Below are 22,497 nucleotides of genomic sequence, written 5' to 3'. Positions count from 1 at the left end.
TCCCATGAAGAAACCCGCACAGGAAACACGCCAGCACATCCTTGATGTGGCCAAGGCGTTGATGACCCAGAAAGGCTATACGGCCGTCGGCCTGGCCGAGGTCGTCGCGGCTGCGGGCGTGCCCAAGGGCTCCTTCTACTACTACTTCAAATCCAAGGAAGAGTTCGGCCAGGCCCTGCTGCAGGAGTACTTCGACGAGTACCTGGCCAAGATCGATGCGCTCATGGAGACGCCCGATCCGGCCATCTCCCGGCTGATGACCTACTTCCGCCATTGGACGCAGAACCAGTGCTCGGCCCATGCAGGAGGCCAGTGCCTCGTGGTCAAGCTGGGCCCCGAGGTCTGCGACCTGTCCGACGACATGCGCTCGGTGCTGCGCACCGGCACCGACGCCATCATCACCCGGCTGACCGACTGCGTGCGCGCCGGCCAGGCCGATGGCTCCATCACATCCGACCTGGACGCGCCTGCGCTGGCCGAATCGCTGTACCAGTTGTGGCTGGGCGCCTCCCTGCTGTCCAAGCTGGGCCGGCATGAGGAGCCATTTGCCGCAGCCCTTGTGTCCACGAAGCGGCTGCTGGGCTGAGCAGGCCGGGCCGCTGCTTTTTATTTGCCTTGTTTGTAGACGACCGGTCAACTTCAAAACCTACACCCTTTACCCATCCCTCTTCCTTTTTGTTCAACCACCACCACTGCACACCATGACCGACCACAGCCTTCACACCGATCTGTTCTCCCCCACCCAACTGGGCGGCCTGGCGCTCGCCAACCGCTTCGTCATGGCCCCGCTGACCCGCAGCCGCGCCGGTGACGACGGCGTGCCCACCGAACTGCACGCCGCCTACTACGCCCAGCGCGCCAGCGCGGGCCTGTTGATCAGCGAAGCCGTCAACATCTCCGCACAGGGCCGGGGCTACAACCTCACGCCCGGCATCTGGACCGAGGAACAGGTCGCCGGCTGGAAGAAGGTCACCGACGCCGTGCACGCGGCCGGCGGCAAGATCGTGGCCCAGCTGTGGCACGTGGGCCGCTACTCGCACGTGGACCTGCAGCCCGGTGGCGTGGCCCCTGTCGCCCCCTCTGCCATCAAGGCCGAAGGCGTCACCTTCACGCCCAACGGCGTGGCCGAGGTATCCATGCCCCGTGCCCTGGAAACCAGCGAAATCCCCGGCATCATCGAGCAATACCGCCATGCGGCCGAATGCGCCAAGCGTGCCGGCTTTGACGGCGTGGAAGTGCACTCGGCCAACGGCTACCTGCTCGACCAGTTCCTGCGCGACTCCACCAACCACCGCAGCGACGCCTATGGCGGCAGCATCGAAAACCGCGCCCGCCTGACGCTGGAAGTCACCGACACCGTGGCCAAGGTCTGGGGCGCCGACCGCGTGGGCATCCGCCTGTCGCCCGTCACACCCAACGCCGGCAACACGCCGCTGGACAGCGACGTGATGGCGCTCTACGGCTACCTCATCCCCCAGCTCAACCGCTTCGGCCTGGCCTACCTGCACGTCGTGGAAGGCGCCACCGGCGGCTCGCGCGAACTGCCGCCCGGCGTGGACCTGGACGCGCTGCGCAAGCTCTTTGACGGCGCCTACATGGGCAACAACGGCTATGACCTGGAACTGGCCATGGACCGCCGCGCCAAGGGCCTGATCGACACCGTGGCCATCGGCCGCCCCTTCATCGCCAACCCCGACCTGGTGGCCCGCCTGCGCCACGGCAAGGAACTGGCCGTGGCCCCGCACGAGGCCTACTACGGCGGCGGTGCCCAGGGCTACACGGACTGGCCAGTGGCCGCCTGAGCCGGCCATCCGCCCCACGATCTGCGGCACACTGGCTGATCTGCGTCCTCATCGAATGACCAATCGAAAGACCAAGCCATGCAACTGCTGATCGTGGGCGCCACGGGGCTGGTGGGCAGCCAGGTGCTGCAACAGGCCCTGGCCGACAGCCGCATCACCCGCATCGTGGCCCCGGTACGCCGGGCGCTGCCGGCGCATCCCAGGCTGCTCGCCCCCCTCGTCGATTTCGAGCACCTGCCCGAAGACGCCGACTGGTGGCGGGCCGATGCCCTGGTCTGCACCCTGGGCACCACCATCAAGACAGCCGGCAGCCAGCCGGCGTTTCGGCGTGTGGACCATGACTATCCGCTGCTGGCCGCACAGTTGGCGCGGCGCCACGGCACGCCCACCTATGTGCTGAACTCGGCCATGGGCGCCGACGCTGGCTCGCGCATCTTCTACAACCGCGTAAAGGGTGAACTCGAGCGCGACCTGCGGGCGCAAGGCTTTGCCTCCCTCACCTTCGTGCGCCCCGGCCTGATCAGTGGCCCGCGCACCGAGCACCGCGCGGGCGAGCGCTTCATGGTCGGCGTTCTTGACGCCCTGGGCCCGCTGCTGCCCCGGCGCTGGCGGCTCAACCCCGCGCACCGCATTGCCCAGGCCTTGATAGAGGCTGCTGTCAACGCCAGGCCCGGCGTCCATATCGTGAGTTCCGAGGCGCTGGCCGAGTGAACACCATGCACAGTCAAGAACCTCTCAGAAAGCTCGTATGAACCCGCACATCGCCCCGGTCGATCTCGCCAAGTCCTACCGGCTGATCAACCACGGCCCCACCGTCCTGGTCTCGGCCCGCCATGGCGGCGTGGACAACGTCATGGCCGCAGCCTGGTGCTGCGCGCTGGACTTTGCGCCCCCGAAGCTCACCGTGGTGCTGGACAAGGCCACGGCCACGCGCACCCTGGTCGAGCAAAGCGGCATGTTCGTGATCCAGGTGCCCACGGCCGCCCAGTTGCAGCTCACGCACCAGGTCGGCACGCTCAGCCTGTCCACCGATGCCGGCAAGCTCGCCACCAGCGGCGTTCAGCTGTTCGGCATGGACGGGTTCGACCTGCCCTTCGTGGACGGCTGCGCCGGCTGGCTGGCCTGCAGGCTGATCCCCGAGCCCCACAACCAGCAGACCTACGACCTGTTCATCGGCGAGATCGTGGGCGCCTGGTCCGACACCCGCGTGTTCAGCGACGGCCACTGGCACTTCGAGGACGCCGACCCCGCGCTGCGCAGCCTGCACTATGTGGCGGGTGGGCAGTTCTATGCGATTGGGGAGGGGCTGAAGATTTAAAGGGTTCATTCTGTCTATCCTGCGCCCTTTGCCAGAGAACCGGGCGCTGCCCGATCACCTCAGGCCTGCGATTTTTTAATCCACTGCATTTCCAGCCCCCTGTGTATGAACACGTGGTGGACAAACAGTGCCGTTTGCCCGGTGTCTGGCCTTCAAAAGGCATTACGGCAGATGGGTGGGGACTGAGGCCATCCCGCAAATGCGGTATGGCCTGATGCAACACGACTGGGAAGACTTCTGCCTAGGCGGACGAGGGAGGCCATCAGATCCATCCGCCGCCCATTCCCAATCGTTTGAAAGGCAGATACCCAATGATCAAGCAGACCTCCATATCGCGTCCCACCCTCATCGCCGGTGCCGTGCTCGCGCTTACGGCTTGCGGAGGTGGCGGTGGTGGTGGCGGTGGCAATGAAGTGACGCCACCGGTTGCGCCCCCAACGCAAACGACCCAGGAGCTGGTGCAGAAGTACATGGATGCCAGCCAGACTCTGACCGCCACCCAGTTGCCCGCCAAAGGCGCCGAGCGCTTTGCGCATCTCGACGACTGCTACCTGGGCAACGGCAGCAGCAAGGCGCGCCTGATCACCAATTGGGATGAAAACCAGACCCAGATCCAGGCCTCCAATGCCTATCAGATTGGGCGGAGCTTCGAAAATCTGCAAATCCTGGCAGAGCGCAAGACCACCAATGCCGACGGTTCCGCCCGGCATGAGGTGGATATCAGCTACGACGAAAAATTAACGGACGGGACCAGCACCACGGGGCAGCGCGAAACACTGATATCTGGCAACAGCAGCGGGACCTGTTCCACTCCCCGCAATGCAGCCGAGATGCGCGCCCTTGGCAATCAGCGCGTGGTAAGCGTAGGACTGGTGTCACGCAACCGCGCCAATGTGATGCGCCAGCTGGCCGACGGCGAACCGTCCGCCAGTCCGTTTCAATTGCGGCGCGAGGTGCAGTTTGGCATCTCCGATCCTGCTCGGCTGGCAACTTACGCCATCGTCAGTTGGCCGTCGTCGCAGGCAGGCGGCGCGCGCAACTCGCTCAAGCTGCTGTCGCCACGCATCATGCGCGACGCACCCGAAATGCAAGGCGTGCGGGGTAACGCCAGCTATGCGGATACCAACAACTTCCGGCAGTGTCGATCGAACGCCAGCAACGACGTGGCCAACGCCGTCACGGCAGATTGCACCAACGCGCAACTGGGCGTGGCCAACGACTATTGGGGCTCCACCGTGCGCAGCGGGTTCGATGCCGCTGCGATGGCAGACGGTGACAACCGCTTCGCAGCCCTGGGCCTGACAGCGGGAACCGAAGTGCGATTCGATATCCATGCCGACGATGGCTGGAAAGCCGCCAACGGACAGCAAGGCAAAACACCCATCGCCACCTATCAGGTCACGCTGAAGAGCGGGTCTTATCCGTTTGCGCAGATACCTGTCAATGCCTATCCCCAGTTCAACACCATGTCGCCCTCAGAGGCCGAGATCGTGGCCGGCTTCAAGGCCGGCGGCGGCAGCGCGCAGGTTGTCTGGTCGGCTGCGCAACCGCCAGCGGGCAGCATGCCCATGGCACTTTCCGTACTCAGTTCCTATCGGCAGGGCGCTGCGGCGGGATCTGCCTCCGGCCTGCCCACGGTACGCACGCCCAACCTGACCGTGGCCGTGCCCCAAGGGGCCACCTCGGCCACCATACCTTTTGGAGGCAAGCCGGACGGTGCATCGGCCACGAACTATGCCGAGTTCCTCCTCGTCTACGCCGACCGCAACGGCAGGGAGATGTACTACAACCTGCAATACAACCCCTGAGGCAAGGGCTGCGTGACCATGCAGCGCCCAATCCATCGCCCAGCCCGCAAGGCGCTGCGCGATGGGCAGGGGCTGTTCAAATCATTCCCCACCCCCGCAGCAGCTGCACCAATTCCACCTGCCGATGGCAGCCCGTCTTGCGCATCAGATTCTTCATGTGGGTGCGCGCCGTGTGCCAACTGCATCCTTCCATCAAGGCATAGTCCTTCACGGTCTTTCCGCCTGCCAGAAGCAACAGAAGGCGAGTCTCGCTGGGTGACAGGCCCAGCATCTCGCCCACCAGACCTTGATTCTGCAAAACCATGGAGCCGGGCAACGTCAGAAAGATCAAGGCCAGGGGCTGTTGCCACGGCGCAGCAAACGCATGGTTGGCCGCTAGAGGCAACGCGGTCAGCCTGAGCCGGGACTGGCTGGGCCGGCTGCCTTGGAGCTCCAAGGCAGCCGCCTTTGCGGGATTAGCGCAAGCGGCGGAGACCAAGCTCTGCAAGCGTGCATGCGCCTCGCCCGATGTGCATCGCAGCCCGCCGTGCACACATTGCAACGTGCCGAATGTTGCGAGCAGGCGCTCTGCCGCCGGATTGGAATGCTGCAGCCGGCACCGAGCATCCACGACGAGCAGTGCCTGCGCCAGCGCATCCAGTGCCGCGAGTCCCAATGCTGCTTGGCCGCATAGCTGGCCCATGCGCGCGCGCAAGCGGCCGGCCCGCTCGATGTGCGGCATCAAATGCTCTAGGAATGCCTTGTCCTGTGCACCATAGACGCCGGCATCCCTGGGGCGCATGAAACTGATGAAATCACGCGCATTGCCTTCCACGCGAACGGCGGCAGCGGCGGTATGCCGCAGTCCCAGCGGAACCAGCCAATCCGTATAGACGCTGTTCTGTGACGCCTGCCTGGCACTGATGTGCTCATGGTCCAGCATTACCTGGGCCACGGGCAGCCGCTGCACGGTTGCCATCCGCAGGTCGTTGTGCGCGTAGTGTGTCTCGTACTCATGCATCAAGCCGTGATGCAAACCGAAGCTTTCCAGATTGCTTGCGCTTTGCGGAACGGCTGCCTCGCCAGCATTCAGCGTGAAATAGTGAAAGACGCCCGCCTGTAATTGCGCGCACATTCCCGCGAGCGCCTCGCTCCAAGCCTGGGGAGCGAGCACCCCCTCATACAGCTGACCGGCGATGGCATCAATGCGTTGTTGCATGGACTCACCTCGGCTGCAGGGATTGCAGCAGCCCCACCAATTCCACCTGCCGGTGGCAACCTGTTTTGTGCATCAGGTTCTTCATGTGGGTGCGCGCCGTATGCCAGCTGCACCCCTCTATCCGGGCGTAGTCCTTGACGGTCCTGCCCGTGGCAAGCAGCACCGCCAGACGCGCTTCTGAGGGCGACAAACCCAGCGCTTCCTGCACGAGTCCGGGACTCGGGCCAGAAAATGGCGTACCGGCTTCCACCATTACCAGCAAAGCCATGGGCCGCTGGCGGAACGCAGCGGCATGGCTGGGCTTGAGCGGCAGGACCGTCACCATCAACCGTAACGCAGAGCCTGCCGTCAGGCACAGAGCCCCGGCCAGGCCCTGTGCATGATGGCCGCAAGCCTGGGCCACAAGACGCAGCAGTTGCGCCTGAGCCTGCCCGTCAACGCAGCGCAGCAGGCCGTGGCGCACAGACAAGGCTTCGCAAAAAGCTGCCAGCAGGCAGTCGGCTGAGGGGTTGCAGTAGTGGATGCGGCAATTTGAATCCACAAGTGCAATACCTTGCGGCAAGTTGTCCAGGGCTGTGAATCCCAAAGCCGCCTGCCGCGCCAGTCCGCCCATGTGCATGCGCAGGCGGGCGGCACGCGCCAGATCGGGCATCAACTGCTGCATGAAGACCCGCTCCTGTGCGCCATAGATTCCACGATCCGTGGGACGCATGAAACCCAGGAAGTCCTGCGTCCCCCCCTCGTCGCGCACCTTGACACCCAGCGTGTTGCGAAGTCCGTGGGGCGCCAGCACATCGACGTAGACCGCATTGCGCGACATCTCCCATGCGCTGAAGTGCTCATGGTCGAGCATGAACTGGCCCTGGGGCAGGCTCGCCACGACGGACATGCGCAGGTCCTCGCCAACGTAGTGGGTTTCGTATTCACGCAATTTATCGGCATCGATGCCCGCCAGGTCGTGGTTGTGTACGCTCTCGATCACCCCGCCACCAGTGGTGCCCAGCGTGAAGAAATGGAAAACGGACGCGCCCAGCGCCTGCCGCATGGCGTCCAGCGCAGACTGCCAATCCTCAGCGGAAAGTACTCCGTCGTACAGCAGTCCCGGTATATGGCAACTGGCACCCTGTCGATCAATAAATTTCATGGAAATGAATTATTGATTCTTTATAGCTATTTTCAATCAGACAGCTCTGAATTTCGATACCGGTCTTGCCACGTCGATTTGGGGCAATGTTCACGTGGTTGTATTGCACAATCCATCAATGCCCGCCGCCCCCGTCCGCTCCGCACCCACGCGCGAAACCTATTCCGAGTTGCAGCAGGCCTACGAGCACTTCAACCAGCGCCTGTTCGACGATGCCCTGCCCCATTGCCTGATTACGCTGCAGCGCGAAAAGCGCACCTGCGGCTATTTCTCTGCCGCGCGCTTTGCGTCGCTGGATGGCAGCACCACGGACGAGATTGCGCTCAACCCCGCCTACTTCGCGGCCGTGCCCATCATCGAGACGCTGCAGACCATGGTGCATGAGATGACGCACCTGTGGCAGCACCACTTCGGCAAGCCGGGCCGCGCGCGGTATCACAACGAGGAATGGGCGGACAAGCTGGAATCGCTGGGCCTCATGCCCTCGTCCACGGGCCGGCCCGGCGGCCGGCGCACAGGCGACATGATGGCCGACTACGCCATTGCAGGCGGACCCTTCCTCGCGGCCTGCGAGCAGTTGCTGACCACGCGCTTCCAACTGAGCTGGTACGACCGCTTCCCGGCCATCGAGCATGTGGTCACGGGCCAGTGGAGCATGGCCACGCAGATCCAGGGCATGCAGGGCACGCAGCCGCCCATGTCCTCCGTGCCCGCCCTGGCCGAAGCCGTGCGGCCCGTGGGCACCTCCGTGGCGGTGCCGGGCTCCACCACCGGCGAGACCATGGTGCAGCCCGTGAACAAGTCCCTGCGCGTCAAGTACCGCTGCGGCGGTTGCGCCGCGCCCGTCAATGTCTGGGGAAAGCCGGGGCTGAACCTGATCTGCGGCGATTGCGGCAAAGGCTTCATGGCCCAGGATTGATCAGCGGGCAGGAGTCTTGCGCGGCAGCTCCAGCATCGCCTCCAGCCCGCCCCCCTCCCGATTGCCCAGCACAATGCGCCCGCCATGCGCCTTGGCCACGGCATCGGCAATGGACAGGCCCAGGCCAAACCCGCCAGAGCCCGCGTTGCGCGAGGCCTCCATGCGGTAGAACGGCTCCAGCACCTGGGCCAGTTGCTCCTGGGCAATGCCCGGCCCCCGGTCCAGCACGTCGATGCGCAGCAGATCGTCGCTGTCGCTGATGCGCAGTTCGGCGTCGCGGCCATAGCGCAGCGCGTTCTCCAGCAGGTTCTGCAGGCAGCGGCGCAGGCTGTGGGGATAGCAATCGAGCGGGCGCAGCGCGCGGCCCGTGATGGGGATGTGCACTCCATGCGCCTCGCCCAGGTCCTGGGCCACGCCCTGCACCAGGGCGTTGATGTCCAGCGCCTGGCGCTCGCCGCGCGCGTCGGCGCCGGTGAGCATGTCCAGCGTGGCGGTGACCATGGCTTCCATCTCCTGCAGATCGCGGCGGAATTTGTCGCGCAGGGCTTCGGGCTCCAGCATTTCCGAGCGCAGGCGCAGCCGCGTGATGGGCGTGCGCAGGTCGTGCGAGACGGCCGCAAAGAAACGCGTACGCTCGGCCACGCCATCGGCGATGCGCTGCTGCATGGCATTGAAGGCCTGGGCCGCCTGGCGCACCTCGCGCGGGCCGTCCAGCGGCAGCGGCGGGCTTTGCAGGTCCTTGCCCAGCGCGTCAGCCGCGCTGGCCATGCGCGCCAGCGGGCGCATGGCCAGGCGCACGGCCAGCAGAGCCACCACGACCACCACGATGATGCGCAGCAGGTAGATGCGCAGCACGTAGTCGGCCAGCGCCCAGTAGGGCCTGACGGGGTAGCCGGCCTCTCCCTCCACGGCCTGCACCTGTAGCCACTGGCCGTTGCCCAGGCCCAGCAGCATGCGCACATGGGCTTCGGGCTCATGGGCGGTGAGCAGGGTTTCCGCGCCGCCGTGCAGCTCCAGCGCCAGCAAGTGGAACGGCACGGCCGCGCCCACGCGCCGTGCCAGCACATCGGCCAGCAGATCGCCGGCCATGGCGTCGGCCGCATCGGCGGGAGCGGACGCCAGGTCCTCCATCAGGCGCCGCGCACGGGCCGCATCGATCAGGGTCAGCTGGTAGCCCTGCGTGCTCAGCGTGCCCACGGCGGCGGCCCGCGCCTCGGGCGGCAGGGAGGACAGCAGCAGCAGCGAATCGGCGGCGCGCGCGCCCAGCAGGCGCAGCGGCACCTCCAGCAGCTGGCTGCGACGGCTTTCCCACCAGATGGTGCCCGTCAGCGCCTGGGCCGCCAGCATGCCGGCCACAAGGATCAGGGCCACGCGCCCGGACAGCGTCTGCGGCCACAGGCGCCGCAGCAGCGCGCCGGCCTGCACCCAAGCCATCACGATGCCTGCGGCACCACGTCGCAGGTCAGCACGTAGCCGGCGTTGCGCACGGTGCGGATCAGGCTGGCCTGGCGCGCAGGGTCTTCCAGGTGCTGGCGCAGTCGGCTCACGCAGACGTCAATGGCGCGGTCCTGGGCCTGGCGCTCGCGGCCGAACACATGGTCGGCCAGGTAGTCGCGGCTCAGCGTGCGGTGCGGGTTGCTGGCCAGGGCGCAGAGCACGCGGTAGTCGGACTGGGCCAGCGGCACCAGCACGGCCTGGGGCGAGCGCAGCTCGCGCGCGCGCATGTCCAGCGTCCAGCCGGCAAAGCGCAGCACGGGCAGGTGCTCCGGCTCGCTGGCCGGCGCCGGTGCCTGGGCCACGCGGCGCAGCACCACCTTGATGCGCGCCAGCAGCTCGCGCGGATCGAAGGGCTTGGGCAGGTAGTCGTCGGCCCCCATCTCCAGGCCCAGGATGCGGTCCAGCAAGGCGCCGCGCGCCGTGAGCATGACCACGGGGATGTGGGTGCGTTCGCGCAGGCTGCGGCACAGGGCCAGGCCGTCGGTGCCGGGCAGCATCAGGTCCAGCACGATGAGGTCGGCCGCATGCCGGCCCAGCCAGTCCCACATGGCCTGGCCGTCACCCACGGCGGCCGGGCGCATGCCCGAGGCGCGCAGGTAGTCGCACAGCAGCTCGCGGATGTCGGGATCGTCGTCCACCACCAGGATGCGAGGACCCTGGGCGGCCGGGGATGCGGCGGCTGGTGCGCTCATGGATTGCATTGGCGCATGGCGTTTTGTAATGGAATGTTGTGGCGGCGGCCTGTGCAATGGAGCATTGCATTTGCCCGGCGGCCGCTGGCCTGTCTGCGCGCTCGCGTCACTAGAGTCCTGCTCGTCAATAAGAACGATTTTCATTCTAGTGATTCGTCGCCATGTCTTCTCAGCACTCCAACAGTTTCCCTCCGGCCCTGTCCACCAGCCTTGCGCTGACGCTGGGCGCCTTCTCCACCCTGGCCGTGGCCCAGACTGCGGCCGCTCCGGCATCGCCCCTGGGCACGGTCGAGGTCCGCTCCACGCGTGAGGCGCCGGCCTACCAGCCCGCCGCCGTGCAGTCACCCAAGCTCACCCAGCCGCTGCGCGACACGCCGCAAAGCATCAGCGTGGTGCCGGCCGAGCTGATCCGCGAGCAAAACGCCCAAAGCCTGCAGGAGGTACTGCAGAACGTGCCCGGCATCACCTTCACCTCGGGCGAGGGCAATCTGGGCTGGGGAGATTTCTTCACCATCCGCGGCTTCTCGGCCGAGCAGGCCATCACCATCGACGGCGTGCGCGACGGCGGCATGGCCAGCCGCACCGACACCTTCAACCTGGAGCAGGCCGAGGTCTACAAGGGCACGGGCTCGGTGGAGTCTGGCGTGTCCGCCGTGGGCGGCAGCGTCAACCTGGTCAGCAAGGAAGCCAGGCGCGACACGTTCTACAACAGCTCGGTGGGCGTGGGCAGCGATGGCTACCGCCGCGCCACGGCCGACCTGAACCGCAGCGTGGGCGAGTCCGGCGCCGTGCGCCTGAACCTCATGAAGCACCAGAACGACGTGGCCGGCCGCAACGGGGTGGACTACGACCGCTACGGCGTGGCAGCCTCGTTCGCCCACGGCCTGGGCACTTCCACGCGCACCGTGGTCAACGTCTTCCACCAGGTGGACGACAACACGCCCGATGGCGGCCTGCCCATTCAGCGCGGCACGGGCGGCCAGGTGATGCCGGGCGTGCCGCGCAATGCCTGGTACGGCGCCTCCAACCTCTACACCCAGCAGTCGCGCACGGATATGGTGACGGCCCGCGTGGAGCATGACCTCTCGCCCACGACCACGGTGCGCAACCAGTTCCGCTACGAGCGCTCGGACAACTGGAGCGTGCTGGCGCCCGCGCGCTTCAACAGCGGCAGCAGCAAGAACTCGCTGGGCTATGTGGGCCTGGGCGGGCTGGTGACGGCGCCGGGCGGCATCCTGTCCTATGGCGACTACGGCCTGGTGGACACCACGGGCGCCAATGCCTCGCTGCGCCTGGCCTCGGTGCCAGTGTCCAAGCGCTACACCATCGCCAACAACCAGACCGATGTGCGCACCAGTTTAGAGACGGCAGGTTTCAAGCACGACCTCACGGCAGGGCTGGAGCTGTACCGCGAGACCTATGGCGACCGCGAGCGCAGCATGGACCTGCCCACCGGGACGCTGGGCTTCGACATGGCCAACCCGGCCACCATCTTCCCGGGCACGCCCACGGTGGTGGGCGCGGACAGCGCGCGCGCCACGGTGCAGAACGCGGGCGTGTATGTGAACGACACCATCACCTTCTCGCCGCGCTGGCAGGCCCAGACGGCGCTGCGCTACGACCGCTGGCAGGCGAACAACGGCGGCGCCAGCCGCACGGACGGCGCGCTCAGCGGCCGCCTGGGCCTGGTCTACAAGCCGGCCAGCGAGGGCTCCATCTATGTCTCCTACAGCCGCGCGGCCCAGCCCTCGGCCATGGGCGTGACCACCAACAACGGCGTCTACGGCACGGCCGCCCAGCTGGCCTATGCGCCGGCCCTGTCGCGCACCTGGGAGGCAGGCAGCAAGTGGGACGTGCTGGGCGGGCGCCTGTCGCTGACCGGCGCCGTGTTCCGCACCGAGCTGAGTGAATCGTGGGAGTACAGCCCCGACAGCGTCTCGCCCGTGCGCGCCCTGCCCGCCAAGCGGGTGCAGGGTTTCGAGCTGGGCGCCCAGGGCGAGATCACGTCGCGCTGGTCGGTGTACGCCGGCCTGTCCCACTTGAAGAGCCGCCTCACCAAGGGCGCGAACGAAGGTGCCGAGGCCAGGAACGTGCCCGACTGGAGCGGCAGCGTCTGGACCTCCTTCCTGGTCACGCCCGCCGTCACCCTGAGTTGGGGCGCGCAGTACGTGGGCGAGCGCCGCTATACGGACAACGTCATGGTGGGCGGCCAGAACAATACGTCGAGCACGGTCAACGGCCCCAACGGCGTGCACCCCATCTATGTGGCCGACCACGAAAAAGCGCCCAGCTACTTCGTGCAGAACCTGGCGCTGAGCTGGCGCATCAACCGCCAGCTCACGGCCCGCTTCAACATCAACAACCTCACCAACCGCTTCTACTGGAGCCGCATCGGCGCCTCGCTGGACGGCTTCCAGCTCTACGGCGTGCCGGGCGCGGGCCGCACCTACACGGCGGGCCTGGACCTGTCCTTCTGAGCCGGGGCCATACCATGACATCCATCCAACGTCTCCCCACACGCCGCGCCCTGCTGGCCCTGGCCGCAGCCTGCGCCGCCGCCCTGCTGTCCGCCTCCGCGCTTGCGGCCTCGCCTGCCGGCACCGCTGCCAATGCACCGGCCACCACCGTGGTCGACATCGTCGGCCGCACGGTCGAAATCCCCGCCAAGGTGGAGCGCATCCTGCTGGGCGAGGGCCGCTTCCTCTATGCCCTGGCCCTGATCGAAGGTGATCAGCCCCTGGCCCGCATCGCCGGCTGGCAGGGCGAACTGCCCTTCGCCGACCCCAACGGCTATGCCGACTACCGGCGCCGCTTCCCGGCCATAGACCGCATCCCGGTCATCGGCCGCACCTCGGAAGACAGCGTCAGCGCCGAGCAATCGGTCTCCACCCGGCCCGACATCGCCATCTTCGGCCTGGGCGGACATGGGCCGGGGCGCCAGAGCGGCCTGGTCAACGATCTCAAGAAGGCCGGCGTGCCCGTGGTCTTCATCGACTTTCGCGCCCAACCCGTGCGCAACACCCTGGCCAGCATGCGCATCCTGGGCAAGGCCGTGCACCGCGAGGAACAGGCCGAGGCCTATGCGCGCTTATACGAGCAGCACCTGCAGCAGGTGCGCCAGCGCGTGGAGGGCATTCCCACCAGCCAGCGCCCGCGCGTCTTCGCAGAACTGCTGGCCGGCGTCTGGGACGGCTGCTGCCACACCGTGGGCAAGGGCAACATGGGCGAATTCATCGAGGCGGCCGGCGGCATCAACGTCGCGGCCGGCAAGGTGCCCGGCGCCATCGGCGACATGCACCAGGAAGCCCTGATCGCCGCCGACCCCGAGGTCTACATCGCCACCGGCAGCCGCCCGCAGAGCAACCGCCTCATGCTCAAGGCCGGCAGCGGCGTGGCGCCGGCCGACCTCTCGGCCAGCCTGCAGGCGCTGACCGCGCGCCCCGGTTTCGAGGTGCTGGGCGCCGTTCGCCAGGGCCGCGCCCACGGCCTGTGGCACAACTTCTACGACGCGCCCACCAACATCCTGGCCATCGAGGCCATGGCCAAGTGGTTCTACCCAGAGCGCTTTGGCGACATCGATCCCCAGGCCACACTGGACGAGATCAACCGCCGCTTCCTGCCCGCCCTGCCCATGCACGGCGCCTTCTGGGGCGATGCACCTGCCAAGGCAGCGGCCACAGCGGCCAGCGGAGCCGCGCGATGAACATGGCCGCCGACCTGCCCGTGGAGCTCGCCAGCCCGGCCGCCAGCGCCACGCCACTGGCCAGGGGCTACCGGCGCCTGACCGCCCTGCGCGTGCTGGTGCTGGCCCTGCTGGCTGCGGCCATCGTGGGCGCGCTGCTGCTGGACTTCACCACCGGCCCCTCCGGGCTGGCGCTGGACCAGTTGATCGCCACCCTGGGCCATGCCGACCAGGCGCCGCCTGCGCTGCGCGTCATCGTCTGGGACATTCGCCTGCCCTACGCCTTGATGGCCGTGGCCGTGGGCCTGTCCCTGGGCCTGGCCGGCGCCGAGATGCAGACCGTGCTGGCCAACCCGCTGGCCAGCCCGTTCACGCTGGGCCTGTCCTCGGCCGCCGCCTTTGGCGCGGCCCTGGCCATCGTGCTGGACTGGAGCCTGCCCGGCGTGCCCACGGCCTGGGCCGTGCCTGCCAACGCCTTCCTGTTCGCCATGGCCTCGGCCCTGCTGCTGGACCTGGTGGCGCGCTGGGGCGGCATGAGCGCATCGGGCGTGGTGCTGTTCGGCATTGCCCTGGTGTTCAGCTTCAACGCCCTGGTCTCTTTGCTCCAGTTCGTGGCCACGGCCGAGGCACTGCAGGGCCTGGTCTTCTGGACCATGGGAAGCCTCTCGCGCGCCACCTGGCCCAAGGTGGCCGGTCTGGCCGCCGCGCTGGCCCTGGTGCTGCCGTTCTCGCTGCTCAACGCCTGGCGCCTCACCGCCTTGCGCCTGGGCGAAGACCGTGCCGCCAGCTTTGGCGTGGACGTGCGCCGACTGCGCCTGGGCGCCCTGCTGCGCATCAGCCTGCTGGCCGCGCTGTCCGTGGCCTTTGTGGGCAGCATCGGCTTCATCGGCCTGGTGGCACCGCACATCGCGCGCCGCATGGTGGGAGATGACCACCGCTTCTACCTGCCTGCAGCCGCCCTGGTCGGCGCGCTGGTGCTGTCGCTGGCCTCGGTGGCGTCCAAGACGCTGATCCCGGGCGTCATCATCCCGGTGGGCATCGTCACCTCGCTGGTGGGCATTCCCTTCTTCCTGGCCATCGTGCTGCGCACGCGGGGGCGGACATGAGCACCACCTTGAACACCTCCCTGAATACCCCGCACTTCGCACCCACCTATCTGCCACCTCTCACGCAAGATGGTCTGCAGATCGAGGGTCTCAGCGTCTCCTACGGGCGCCGACGCGTCATCGAATCGCTGGACATCGCCCCGCTGCGCGCCGGCACGCTCACCGTGGTGCTGGGGCCCAACGGCAGCGGCAAATCCACCCTGCTGCGTGCCCTGGCCGGCCTGGTGCGTGCCCAGGGCAGCATCACGCTGGAAGGCCAGGAACTGCAGCACGCCAGCCTGGCCGAGCGCGCGCGCCGCATCGTCTACCTGCCCCAGGCCCTGCCGGCCGCCGTGCACCTGCGCGTCATCGAATCACTGCTGGCCGCGCGCAAGGCCTCGCCACACACCACGCGCCCGCAGCAGGCCGGCTCCCCGGATGCGGTCACCCAGGCCGCCGCCCTGCTTGAGCACCTGGGCATCGCCCACCTGGCCATGCGCCACCTCGATGAGCTGTCTGGCGGCCAGTCCCAGCTTGCAGGCCTGGCCCAGGCCCTGATCCGCGAACCGCGCGTGCTGCTGCTGGACGAACCCTTGTCCGCCCTGGACCTCAACCACCAGTTCCACGTCATGCAGCTGGTGCGCGAGCAAACGCGCCGCCACGGCATGACCACCCTGGTCGTACTGCACGACCTGGGCGCCGCCCTGCGCCACGCCGACCGCGTCATCGTGCTCAAGCAAGGCCAACTGCTGGCCGACGGCCCGCCCGCCCAGGCCGTCACCCCCGCCCTGCTGGCCCACGTCTACGGCGTGCAGGCCCGGGTGGAGCCCTGCTCCCAGGGCCTTCCCCAGGTCATCGTGGACGGGCTGACGGCTGCGGCCTGAGCCTGGTCCCCGATTCCAGATCCATCCGCTTTTTTGGAGATTCCGAATGCATACCCGCATCAACGCCGCCGCTGCCTTGCTGGCCGCCTTCTGCCTGAACGCCCAGGCCCAGCATGCCCACCCCACGCCCGCATCCAGCGTGGCCCATCCCGCATGCGAAACCACCATTGAAGGCCAGCCCGGCAAACGCTTCAGCCTGGCGGAAATCCGTGTCAGCGCGCGCTGCGAGAACTTCACCGTCCACCTGGTCCACACCGGCAGGAAGCCCTGGCAGGAAGCCGGCCACAACTGGGTGCTGGCCCGCAGCGCCGACATCGACGCCGTGATCGCCGACGGCCTGCGCGCCGGCCCCGACCGGGCCTGGGTGGACCACGCCGACGCACGCGTCATCGCCGCCACGCAAATGCTGTCGGGCGGCGAGCACGCCTCGGTCACCTTCCCCGTGGAGCGCCTGCGCAAGGGCGAGAGCTATGCCTACTTCTGCTTGTATCCCTCGCATGCGCTGCCCATGCGGGGAAGGCTGGTACTGGAGGATTGAGGCCGCGTCACCGCGCGGCAAAGGCCCAAAGGGCCTGCGCGTTCAATGCAGCAGCGTGGTCACCAGGGTCACCTCGGGCACGCCTGCCAGCGCCTTGGACAGCGGGCACTGGGACTTGGCCTCCTGGGCGATTTTCTGGAACTGCGCATCGTCGATGCCGGGCACCTTGGCCTGCAGCGTGAGGGCAATGCGGTCGATCTTGAAGCCCTCGCCATCCTTGGCAAGCCGGACCTTGGCCGTGGTGTCCAGCATCTCGGTGGCGATGCCCGCCTTCTCGCAGGCAAAGGCAAAGGCCATCGTGAAACAGGCCGCATGCGCGGCGCCCACGATCTCCTCGGGATTCGTTCCTTTTCGGTCATCCCCGAAGCGGCTGCCGAACCCGTAGGGATGGTCCTTGAGCGCGCCGGTCTCCGTGCTGATGCGGCCCTGGCCGGTCTTGCCTGCACCTTCCCAATGGACGGAAGCGGTTTTCTCGGACATGTGTTCCTCCTGTGCGTTGATTGGACAAGCCGCCATCACAGCACAGGCGCCACAGGGCAAGGCGTGGTCCCCGGGCGCGCCAGCCCCTGAGCGCACGTCCTACAGAGCCAGGCTTAAACACTCATCCAGCGATCTTTGTGATGGCAAAGCCGGCCCCCTCACCCCACAAACACCTGCCGCGTATCCGTTCGCCCCACGATCACCGCCGCCAGCACCGCCGCCCCGGCCGCAACCCCAAAATTCGCCAGATAGGCCGCCTGGGCCGAAGTCTCCAGCAAGGCCGCGAACAGCGATCCGCCAATGGCCAGGGTGGCCGCCACGGCAATGGCCTCGCACAGCTGCAGGGCCGAGCTGTTGGCGCCCTGCTCGCCGGGCGCGGACATGGACAGCGTGAGCACCGACAGGCTTGCCGAGAGCAGGCCCATGCCCAGCCCCGACACGATCCAACCCACCACCGCCACCCACACGGGCACGGCCGGCCAGGCCACCGATGCCGTCAGCAGCACGCCCGCCAGCACCGCGCTGGTGCCCACGCGCAGGAAGCGGTGACGGCTCCACCCGTTGCGGCTGTGTCCCTGGTACCAGGAGGCGGAACACCAGCCCAGCGCACCCGCGCTCAGCACCAGCCCCGCCATGGGCGCTGACAGCCCGTGCTCGCGCGCCAGCACCAGCGGCAGGAACGCCTCGGCCCCGAAGAACGCTGCAAACACCAGCCCGCGCAAGGCGATCACGCTGGGCAGCCCGCGCCCGGCGCGCAGCGTGCCGGCCGGCAAGAGCTTCCAGGTGCAGACCAGCGACAAGGCTGCGGCCACCGCCACCGCACCCAAGGCGCCCGCCGATTGCCTCTGCCCGCCCACATACAGAAGGCAGATGCCCGTGGCCGCGCCCAGGGCCCACAGCCCGCGCCGCACACCGCCCTGCATGCCCTGGCCATGGCCGCCCAGGCCCTGGAGCGCCGGGCGCAGTATCGCCCCGGCCGGCAAGGCCAGCAGGGGCACGCCCAGGAACACCCAGCGCCAGCCCAGGTGCTCCACCACCAGGCCGCTCAACGCCGGCCCCACCAGCGCAGGCACCACCCAGGCCGTGGCAAACGCCGCAAAAATGCGCCGCCGCAGTGCCTCGGGATACCGCCGGCCCACCAGCACATACAGCGCCACCGACATGCCACCGGCCCCCAGCCCCTGAACCAGCCGCCCCGCCAGAAACACCGGCATGGACGGCGCAAAGCCCGCCAGCAGCAACCCCGCCACAAAACACGCCATGCCAGACCACAGCGGCGCCGCCGGCCCGCGCGCGTCGCACCAGCCGCCCGCCACCGTCATGCCCACCACGCTGGTGGCCAGGGTCACGCCAAAGGCAACCGCATACAGCGGCACCCCATCGAGCGCGCGGGCCACCGCCGGCATGGCGGTGGCCACGGCCAGGGCCTCAAAGGCAATCAAGGCCACCAGCGAGACGATGCCGATCGTCGTCAGGCGGTAGGGGGAGGACAGGATGGACCGGCTCTCGGCGGTTGTCGGCCGGACCTGATCGTCCAGCGTGAGGGAATCTTGATGGGGCATGGATGCTTCTTGGTTGCAGGGTCTGCGCCGGCCATGGCGCAGTGCCATGGCGACGAGAAGCCTGGAGCATGCAACCTCAAGTGCGGTTGAGATCAAGGGGGTCCTGCCCCCAAGTACCTCTTACCGCTCGATCACACGCCAATACTGGCCAGAGGAGCGGCTGGTGGCCGGCAGCATGACGGCAATGCCATTGTCATTGGCCGTATCCAGCACGACGGCATCCGACAGGAAGCGGTTGTAGAGATGGAACTGGCCCGGCAGGTCGCTGGGCGCACAGCGCCATTGCTGGCCGCTGAAGCGTGGGGAGTCTCCCGCTGACGCTGTCATCTTCAGTTCAAGATGCGATTTCCCGGCCACGCTGGTGACATCGAGCGCCATGGTGCCCGGTCCGAACGCCGCATTCTGGACCAGCCAGTAGCCCTTGCCGGTGCGCAGGAACCTCCATCTGTCGGCGCCCAGAATCATGGCCGGGACGGAAATCTGCCATGGCTTGACGTTGTACAGCCCGGGGGGAGACACAAGGCCCGTGCCCTGCAGCAGCGCTACCGCGTTGCGCCTTTCACTCCAGTACAGGTTCTGCAGCCCGACCCATTGGCGGTCCTTGAGCATGGGGCATTGGTCGTACAGGTAGTCGCCCGTCTCGTAGCGCCGAAAATCCGCATCGCTGAGCCGCTGGGCCGAGAGTGCATGCGCCTCGGCGGAGATCCGCGCCAGTTCCAGCATGGCGGCCGTCATGGCGATCAAGGGCGCGGATGAACCACGCACCGGCCTCACCGGCAAGATGCGGCGAGCATTTGCAAGGTCGGAGGCCACGGCCCGCCAGCGCAATGCCAGGGTACTGAATTCCGTTGCCATCGCCTGCGGCGCGGGCCCAAGGCGGACCACCGCGTTTGCCGGTGGCGGCTGCCTGGCATGGTGCGCGGCGGCCACGCGAAGCAGCGAGGCATGACTTTCCAGCTGCGCCACGACGGGTGCAGCCGCCGCAATGGCCGTATCCATCTCCGTCTCGACGGCTGCGACACCCGCATTCCATCGGGCCTCGTCCAGCGGTGCGTCGGGGGTCAGCGAAACGGCATCCAGCTGGTCACACAGCTGCTGCAAACGCCCGACGGCCTGCCCCAGCTTTTGCACCGTGTCGGCCAGCCCGTCGATACGGGCACGCAGCGTGCCCCAAGCGGCCGATGCCGCCTTCAGCGCAGGGAACGACTGCATGCTCTCCAGGCTCCTTACCAGCGTCATGCGGCCGCTGGCATCGTCCAGATCAAGCCCGGTCAGGAACGAGAACTCGGCGATATCGGTCCATACCTGCCTTGCGACTGGCTCACGCGCGGGCTCGGCTTCGACGCGGCAGCTTGATGCCAGAGCGCCACCGCAGCACAGCGCCGTGGCAGCGGCGGGCAGCCACAGAAGTCGGCTCATTTGGCGGCAGTGCCGGCCATCAACAGGCGCAGGGCCCGAGGCGCTGCCGGCATCTGTCGGGGCTCCAGCACTTCGATCAGCCACGTCGTGAACGGCGTCGGGCAGACGTCTCCCAGATGCTGCGAGAACTCGATCTGGTCGCCGGCGTAGGTGAAGTTGATCTTCAGGGGCGAGCAGAAAAGCCTCTCGACCCCGTTGCCTGTGCTGTCGTGAAAGTCGCTGCCGGTCACCATGTCGATATTGATGCGCTGGGCCGAGGCATCGGCAAACTCCAGCCAGGCCTGCACCGACGAAAGGCGGATGCGGCGGTAGCTGGCCAGTGCCGGATGGCTGGTGGCAATGGACAGGCTGATGGGCTGTCCATGCGCCAGCTGCTGCAGCAGCGCGACGTCAGTGACCCGCAATTCCCGCCGCAAATCCCCTTGGGTCCTCGCATTGGCGGCCTGCGCGCTGGCGTGGTCTGCCAGCAGGGTGGCGTGTGCATCTGCCATGGCAGCGGCCGTGCCCGGCATCGACAGACGGTGGCCGGGCTGCTTGCCGGTCTCGTAGGCCTGTGCGGCGCGGACCCCGAAGCAGTCCACGAAGAAGCCGCGGCGCGCACTTTCTGCCCTGAGGGTGATTTCGCCCTGCAGCCGCGCGCTGCGCTCCAGCTCTGTCAGCGCCTGCTGCTCCAGCGCCTGCAGGCGCTTGCGCTTGCCGATCACCGCAACGTATTCCAGCTTGAGCGTGGCAAGCTCACGGGCAATGGCATTCTTGGATGCGCTTTGCTCAGCCAGCAGGCGGCCATAGACGGCCACCTTCTGCACCTGTGTCTTGAGGGTGTTGGCGGCGTTGCGCACGGCCGCCTCGGTGCCTTCCGTGGCAAGCACCAGATCCAGCCGGTTGACTGCATCGTTCTCCAGCACCGTCCAGGCGGCCTTGGCTTCATTGGCATCCGGCATGAGCGCAAGTGCACGCATGGTGTCGCCCAGCTCCCGGGAAATCCCCTCGACATCCAGCCCGCCCAGCGGCCCACGGATCACCGGCAGCACCGCATTCAATGCGCCCTTGGCGGGATCCACCAGATTCTTGAGCGTGCTGGAGTTGTGCCTGGCCCATTGCAGTGGAATGGCAAACGACTGACCCAGGGCCTTCAGCGCCTTGAGCGGGCCGTCTATGCTGCCGCCAAGCGTCTTGGCCTGCCCGTACAAGTCCTTCAGGCCGAGCACGCCTTTCTGACCGGTCTCGGTCAACGCCTTCGGGTCGGGCGGCACGCCCACGCACAGGGCCGCCACGCTGCCCGCGACCGCAATGACGCCAAAGGCGATTTCCAGGCTCATCTTCACGGTGCGCACGATCTGGGCAACGTCGCTTTCAAGCTTGAGCCGCATGGCGGCAAGTTCCGCTTCAAGCTCCTCCTGGCGCACCGTGCGTGCGGCGCGGTCAAGGGCCTCGATCTGCTGAATCAACCGCTGCTCCAGCTCGGTGCAACGTGCCTCCAGCGTCTTGAGGTCCAAGGTATCCCGGTCGGCAAACGCCTGCGCAACGCTGCCCACGGCACCTGCCAGCTCGCCGCTGGCGCGCAGGCTGCGCAGGTGGGCCTCCATGGCCGCCATCACCTCCTGCCGGGCCTTGGCCAGCGACAGATAGCTGCCGGCGCTCAGATCAGGAATCGGCCTGGCCAGCCCGTCAACGCCCATGACCGGCAGCAGACGCTGCAGCGAACCCGCCGCCTGGATCAACTCGCCAAACCCGGACTCGACCCCTGACCAGCGCGTGATCCAGGCCAGCGCCTCATGGCACAACGCCAGCTCGGCCTCGCTGTGGTCGCTATGGCCGGGCCTGCCCGCCATGCCGGCGCTCAGGGCAAACAGCGCGGCCAGCACCCTGTGCATCGGCTCGCCATGCTCCAGCAGGCCGGGCGGCACGGGGGTGTGCTTCACCACAGCCCGGTTGTCCTGCCACAGGAAATTGCTGAATTGCGGCCGCGCCACCGTGTCCCAGGCCTCCTCCAGCGCATAAGGGGTGTCGCGCGTGGGGCCGCCGTACAGCGTGAACCTGCCCTCCACGGCATCCACAAAAATGCGCACCCTGCTGAGCTCGTTGTCCTCGTCATGCAGCATGCGCAGCACCGTCGTGCCTTCGGAAACAATGCGGCGGGCAACCACCGTCAGCCGCCGCACCGCACCGTCAAGCCGCCTGTCGAACCCCTCGGGCACCACCACGGTATCGGCATGGATGTCCAGCGCCTGCAGGCCAGCCGCGTCGGCCTCGTCCAGCGACACCTTCAGGTCCACCACCAGATCGGCCACGATGCCGAGGGGATTGAAGCTGCCGTCCGGCGCGCGGCCACCGCTGCAGACCAGCGGCCCTGGCGGCACCAGGCCCTCGGCACGGTAGCGATCGATCAGGGTTCGTAATTCAAGGGGAGTCATTGCTGAAGTCATGGCGGGTGATTCCAGGTAAGGCACTGCACCTGTGCAGCGGTTG

At 67.5% G+C, this 22,497-nt stretch carries 19 protein-coding genes; 11 read left to right on the top strand and 8 right to left on the bottom strand.

Going from position 1 to position 22,497, the window contains the following annotated elements:
- The first annotated feature begins 4 nt into the window (after positions 1-4).
- The 5 genes from DELCS14_RS14605 to DELCS14_RS14585 all read left to right on the top strand — a co-directional run bounded on the left by DELCS14_RS14605 (position 5) and on the right by DELCS14_RS14585 (position 4,928).
- Entirely contained in the window at positions 5-586 is a 582-nt protein-coding gene (locus DELCS14_RS14605; RefSeq protein ID WP_012205713.1) for a TetR/AcrR family transcriptional regulator, read from the top strand.
- Positions 587-701: 115 nt separating this feature from the next.
- Positions 702-1,802 carry an alkene reductase gene (locus DELCS14_RS14600; RefSeq protein WP_013802328.1) on the top strand — a complete coding sequence of 367 codons (1,101 nt, stop codon included), beginning with the start codon at positions 702-704 and terminating at the stop codon, positions 1,800-1,802.
- 78 nt (positions 1,803-1,880) lie between these two features.
- The gene (locus DELCS14_RS14595) at positions 1,881-2,513 is read left to right on the top strand and encodes an NAD-dependent dehydratase (protein WP_013802327.1); all 633 of its coding nucleotides are present in this window, start codon (positions 1,881-1,883) and stop codon (positions 2,511-2,513) included.
- A 37-nt stretch (positions 2,514-2,550) separates the two neighbouring features.
- Complete coding sequence (locus DELCS14_RS14590) at positions 2,551-3,120, top strand: flavin reductase family protein (RefSeq protein ID WP_013802326.1); 570 nt, start codon at positions 2,551-2,553, stop codon at positions 3,118-3,120.
- Positions 3,121-3,431: 311 nt separating this feature from the next.
- A complete protein-coding gene (locus DELCS14_RS14585; RefSeq protein WP_013802325.1) occupies positions 3,432-4,928 on the top strand; it encodes a hypothetical protein in 1,497 nt (498 codons plus the stop codon).
- A gap of 76 nt (positions 4,929-5,004) precedes the next feature.
- Here DELCS14_RS14585 and DELCS14_RS14580 read toward each other — a convergent pair whose 3' ends face one another.
- Together DELCS14_RS14580 and DELCS14_RS14575 are read right to left on the bottom strand one after the other, a co-directional pair.
- Positions 5,005-6,126, bottom strand: a complete 1,122-nt coding sequence (locus DELCS14_RS14580) for a helix-turn-helix transcriptional regulator (RefSeq protein ID WP_013802324.1) — start codon at positions 6,124-6,126, stop codon at positions 5,005-5,007.
- A 4-nt stretch (positions 6,127-6,130) separates the two neighbouring features.
- Entirely contained in the window at positions 6,131-7,270 is a 1,140-nt protein-coding gene (locus DELCS14_RS14575) for a helix-turn-helix transcriptional regulator (protein WP_013802323.1), read from the bottom strand.
- 118 nt (positions 7,271-7,388) lie between these two features.
- On the opposite strand from DELCS14_RS14575, the gene DELCS14_RS14570 reads away from it, so the two are divergent.
- Positions 7,389-8,189 carry a SprT-like domain-containing protein gene (locus DELCS14_RS14570; RefSeq protein ID WP_013802322.1) on the top strand — a complete coding sequence of 267 codons (801 nt, stop codon included), beginning with the start codon at positions 7,389-7,391 and terminating at the stop codon, positions 8,187-8,189.
- On the opposite strand, the gene DELCS14_RS14565 is transcribed toward DELCS14_RS14570, so the two are convergent.
- The gene (locus DELCS14_RS14565; RefSeq protein ID WP_013802321.1) at positions 8,190-9,623 is read right to left on the bottom strand and encodes an ATP-binding protein; all 1,434 of its coding nucleotides are present in this window, start codon (positions 9,621-9,623) and stop codon (positions 8,190-8,192) included.
- On the bottom strand, positions 9,623-10,387 hold the full coding sequence (locus DELCS14_RS14560; protein WP_013802320.1) for a response regulator: 765 nt from the start codon (positions 10,385-10,387) through the stop codon (positions 9,623-9,625). Before DELCS14_RS14560 ends, DELCS14_RS14565 begins: the two co-directional genes overlap by 1 nt.
- A gap of 152 nt (positions 10,388-10,539) precedes the next feature.
- On the opposite strand from DELCS14_RS14560, the gene DELCS14_RS14555 reads away from it, so the two are divergent.
- Genes DELCS14_RS14555 through azu form a run of 5 tightly spaced genes read left to right on the top strand, consistent with a single transcriptional unit; the run spans position 10,540 to position 16,567 of the window.
- Entirely contained in the window at positions 10,540-12,855 is a 2,316-nt protein-coding gene (locus DELCS14_RS14555) for a TonB-dependent siderophore receptor (RefSeq protein ID WP_013802319.1), read from the top strand.
- 14 nt (positions 12,856-12,869) lie between these two features.
- Positions 12,870-14,081 (top strand): ABC transporter substrate-binding protein, encoded by a 1,212-nt coding sequence (locus tag DELCS14_RS14550; protein ID WP_013802318.1) that lies wholly within the window; start codon positions 12,870-12,872, stop codon positions 14,079-14,081.
- Positions 14,078-15,166, top strand: coding sequence for an iron ABC transporter permease (locus DELCS14_RS14545; RefSeq protein WP_013802317.1), 1,089 nt, complete (start codon positions 14,078-14,080; stop codon positions 15,164-15,166). Before DELCS14_RS14550 ends, DELCS14_RS14545 begins: the two co-directional genes overlap by 4 nt.
- 50 nt (positions 15,167-15,216) lie before the next feature.
- Entirely contained in the window at positions 15,217-16,029 is an 813-nt protein-coding gene (locus DELCS14_RS14540) for an ABC transporter ATP-binding protein (RefSeq protein WP_043796763.1), read from the top strand.
- Positions 16,030-16,075: 46 nt separating this feature from the next.
- A complete protein-coding gene (gene azu, locus DELCS14_RS14535; RefSeq protein ID WP_013802315.1) occupies positions 16,076-16,567 on the top strand; it encodes an azurin in 492 nt (163 codons plus the stop codon).
- Between the two features lie 42 nt (positions 16,568-16,609).
- On the opposite strand, the gene DELCS14_RS14530 is transcribed toward azu, so the two are convergent.
- The 4 genes from DELCS14_RS14530 to DELCS14_RS14515 all read right to left on the bottom strand — a co-directional run bounded on the left by DELCS14_RS14530 (position 16,610) and on the right by DELCS14_RS14515 (position 22,442).
- Positions 16,610-17,047, bottom strand: coding sequence for an OsmC family protein (locus tag DELCS14_RS14530; protein WP_013802314.1), 438 nt, complete (start codon positions 17,045-17,047; stop codon positions 16,610-16,612).
- 158 nt (positions 17,048-17,205) lie between these two features.
- Positions 17,206-18,609: an MFS transporter gene (locus DELCS14_RS14525; RefSeq protein WP_013802313.1), complete on the bottom strand. Its 1,404-nt coding sequence runs from the start codon at positions 18,607-18,609 to the stop codon at positions 17,206-17,208.
- Between the two features lie 120 nt (positions 18,610-18,729).
- Positions 18,730-20,028 carry a hypothetical protein gene (locus DELCS14_RS14520; RefSeq protein WP_043796135.1) on the bottom strand — a complete coding sequence of 433 codons (1,299 nt, stop codon included), beginning with the start codon at positions 20,026-20,028 and terminating at the stop codon, positions 18,730-18,732.
- Complete coding sequence (locus DELCS14_RS14515) at positions 20,025-22,442, bottom strand: hypothetical protein (protein WP_172642956.1); 2,418 nt, start codon at positions 22,440-22,442, stop codon at positions 20,025-20,027. Before DELCS14_RS14515 ends, DELCS14_RS14520 begins: the two co-directional genes overlap by 4 nt.
- Between the last annotated feature and the right edge of the window lie 55 nt (positions 22,443-22,497).

Source organism: Delftia sp. Cs1-4, assembly GCF_000214395.1.
GTDB classification, from domain to species: Bacteria; Pseudomonadota; Gammaproteobacteria; order Burkholderiales; family Burkholderiaceae_C; genus Comamonas; species Comamonas acidovorans.
This window is presented reverse-complemented; position numbering and strand designations above follow the sequence as displayed.

What these genes read in the sequence shown, in the direction of transcription:
- DELCS14_RS14605 (WP_012205713.1), top strand. Translation starts at nt 5, where the DNA reads ATGAAGAAACCCGCACAGGAAACACGCCAGCACATCCTTGATGTGGCC.
- DELCS14_RS14600 (WP_013802328.1), top strand. Translation starts at nt 702, where the DNA reads ATGACCGACCACAGCCTTCACACCGATCTGTTCTCCCCCACCCAACTG.
- DELCS14_RS14595 (WP_013802327.1), top strand. Translation starts at nt 1,881, where the DNA reads ATGCAACTGCTGATCGTGGGCGCCACGGGGCTGGTGGGCAGCCAGGTG.
- DELCS14_RS14590 (WP_013802326.1), top strand. Translation starts at nt 2,551, where the DNA reads ATGAACCCGCACATCGCCCCGGTCGATCTCGCCAAGTCCTACCGGCTG.
- DELCS14_RS14585 (WP_013802325.1), top strand. Translation starts at nt 3,432, where the DNA reads ATGATCAAGCAGACCTCCATATCGCGTCCCACCCTCATCGCCGGTGCC.
- DELCS14_RS14580 (WP_013802324.1), bottom strand. Translation starts at nt 6,126, where the DNA reads ATGCAACAACGCATTGATGCCATCGCCGGTCAGCTGTATGAGGGGGTG.
- DELCS14_RS14575 (WP_013802323.1), bottom strand. Translation starts at nt 7,270, where the DNA reads ATGAAATTTATTGATCGACAGGGTGCCAGTTGCCATATACCGGGACTG.
- DELCS14_RS14570 (WP_013802322.1), top strand. Translation starts at nt 7,389, where the DNA reads ATGCCCGCCGCCCCCGTCCGCTCCGCACCCACGCGCGAAACCTATTCC.
- DELCS14_RS14565 (WP_013802321.1), bottom strand. Translation starts at nt 9,623, where the DNA reads ATGGCTTGGGTGCAGGCCGGCGCGCTGCTGCGGCGCCTGTGGCCGCAG.
- DELCS14_RS14560 (WP_013802320.1), bottom strand. Translation starts at nt 10,387, where the DNA reads ATGCAATCCATGAGCGCACCAGCCGCCGCATCCCCGGCCGCCCAGGGT.
- DELCS14_RS14555 (WP_013802319.1), top strand. Translation starts at nt 10,540, where the DNA reads ATGTCTTCTCAGCACTCCAACAGTTTCCCTCCGGCCCTGTCCACCAGC.
- DELCS14_RS14550 (WP_013802318.1), top strand. Translation starts at nt 12,870, where the DNA reads ATGACATCCATCCAACGTCTCCCCACACGCCGCGCCCTGCTGGCCCTG.
- DELCS14_RS14545 (WP_013802317.1), top strand. Translation starts at nt 14,078, where the DNA reads ATGAACATGGCCGCCGACCTGCCCGTGGAGCTCGCCAGCCCGGCCGCC.
- azu (WP_013802315.1), top strand. Translation starts at nt 16,076, where the DNA reads ATGCATACCCGCATCAACGCCGCCGCTGCCTTGCTGGCCGCCTTCTGC.
- DELCS14_RS14530 (WP_013802314.1), bottom strand. Translation starts at nt 17,047, where the DNA reads ATGTCCGAGAAAACCGCTTCCGTCCATTGGGAAGGTGCAGGCAAGACC.
- DELCS14_RS14525 (WP_013802313.1), bottom strand. Translation starts at nt 18,609, where the DNA reads ATGCCCCATCAAGATTCCCTCACGCTGGACGATCAGGTCCGGCCGACA.
- DELCS14_RS14520 (WP_043796135.1), bottom strand. Translation starts at nt 20,028, where the DNA reads ATGAGCCGACTTCTGTGGCTGCCCGCCGCTGCCACGGCGCTGTGCTGC.
- DELCS14_RS14515 (WP_172642956.1), bottom strand. Translation starts at nt 22,442, where the DNA reads ATGACTCCCCTTGAATTACGAACCCTGATCGATCGCTACCGTGCCGAG.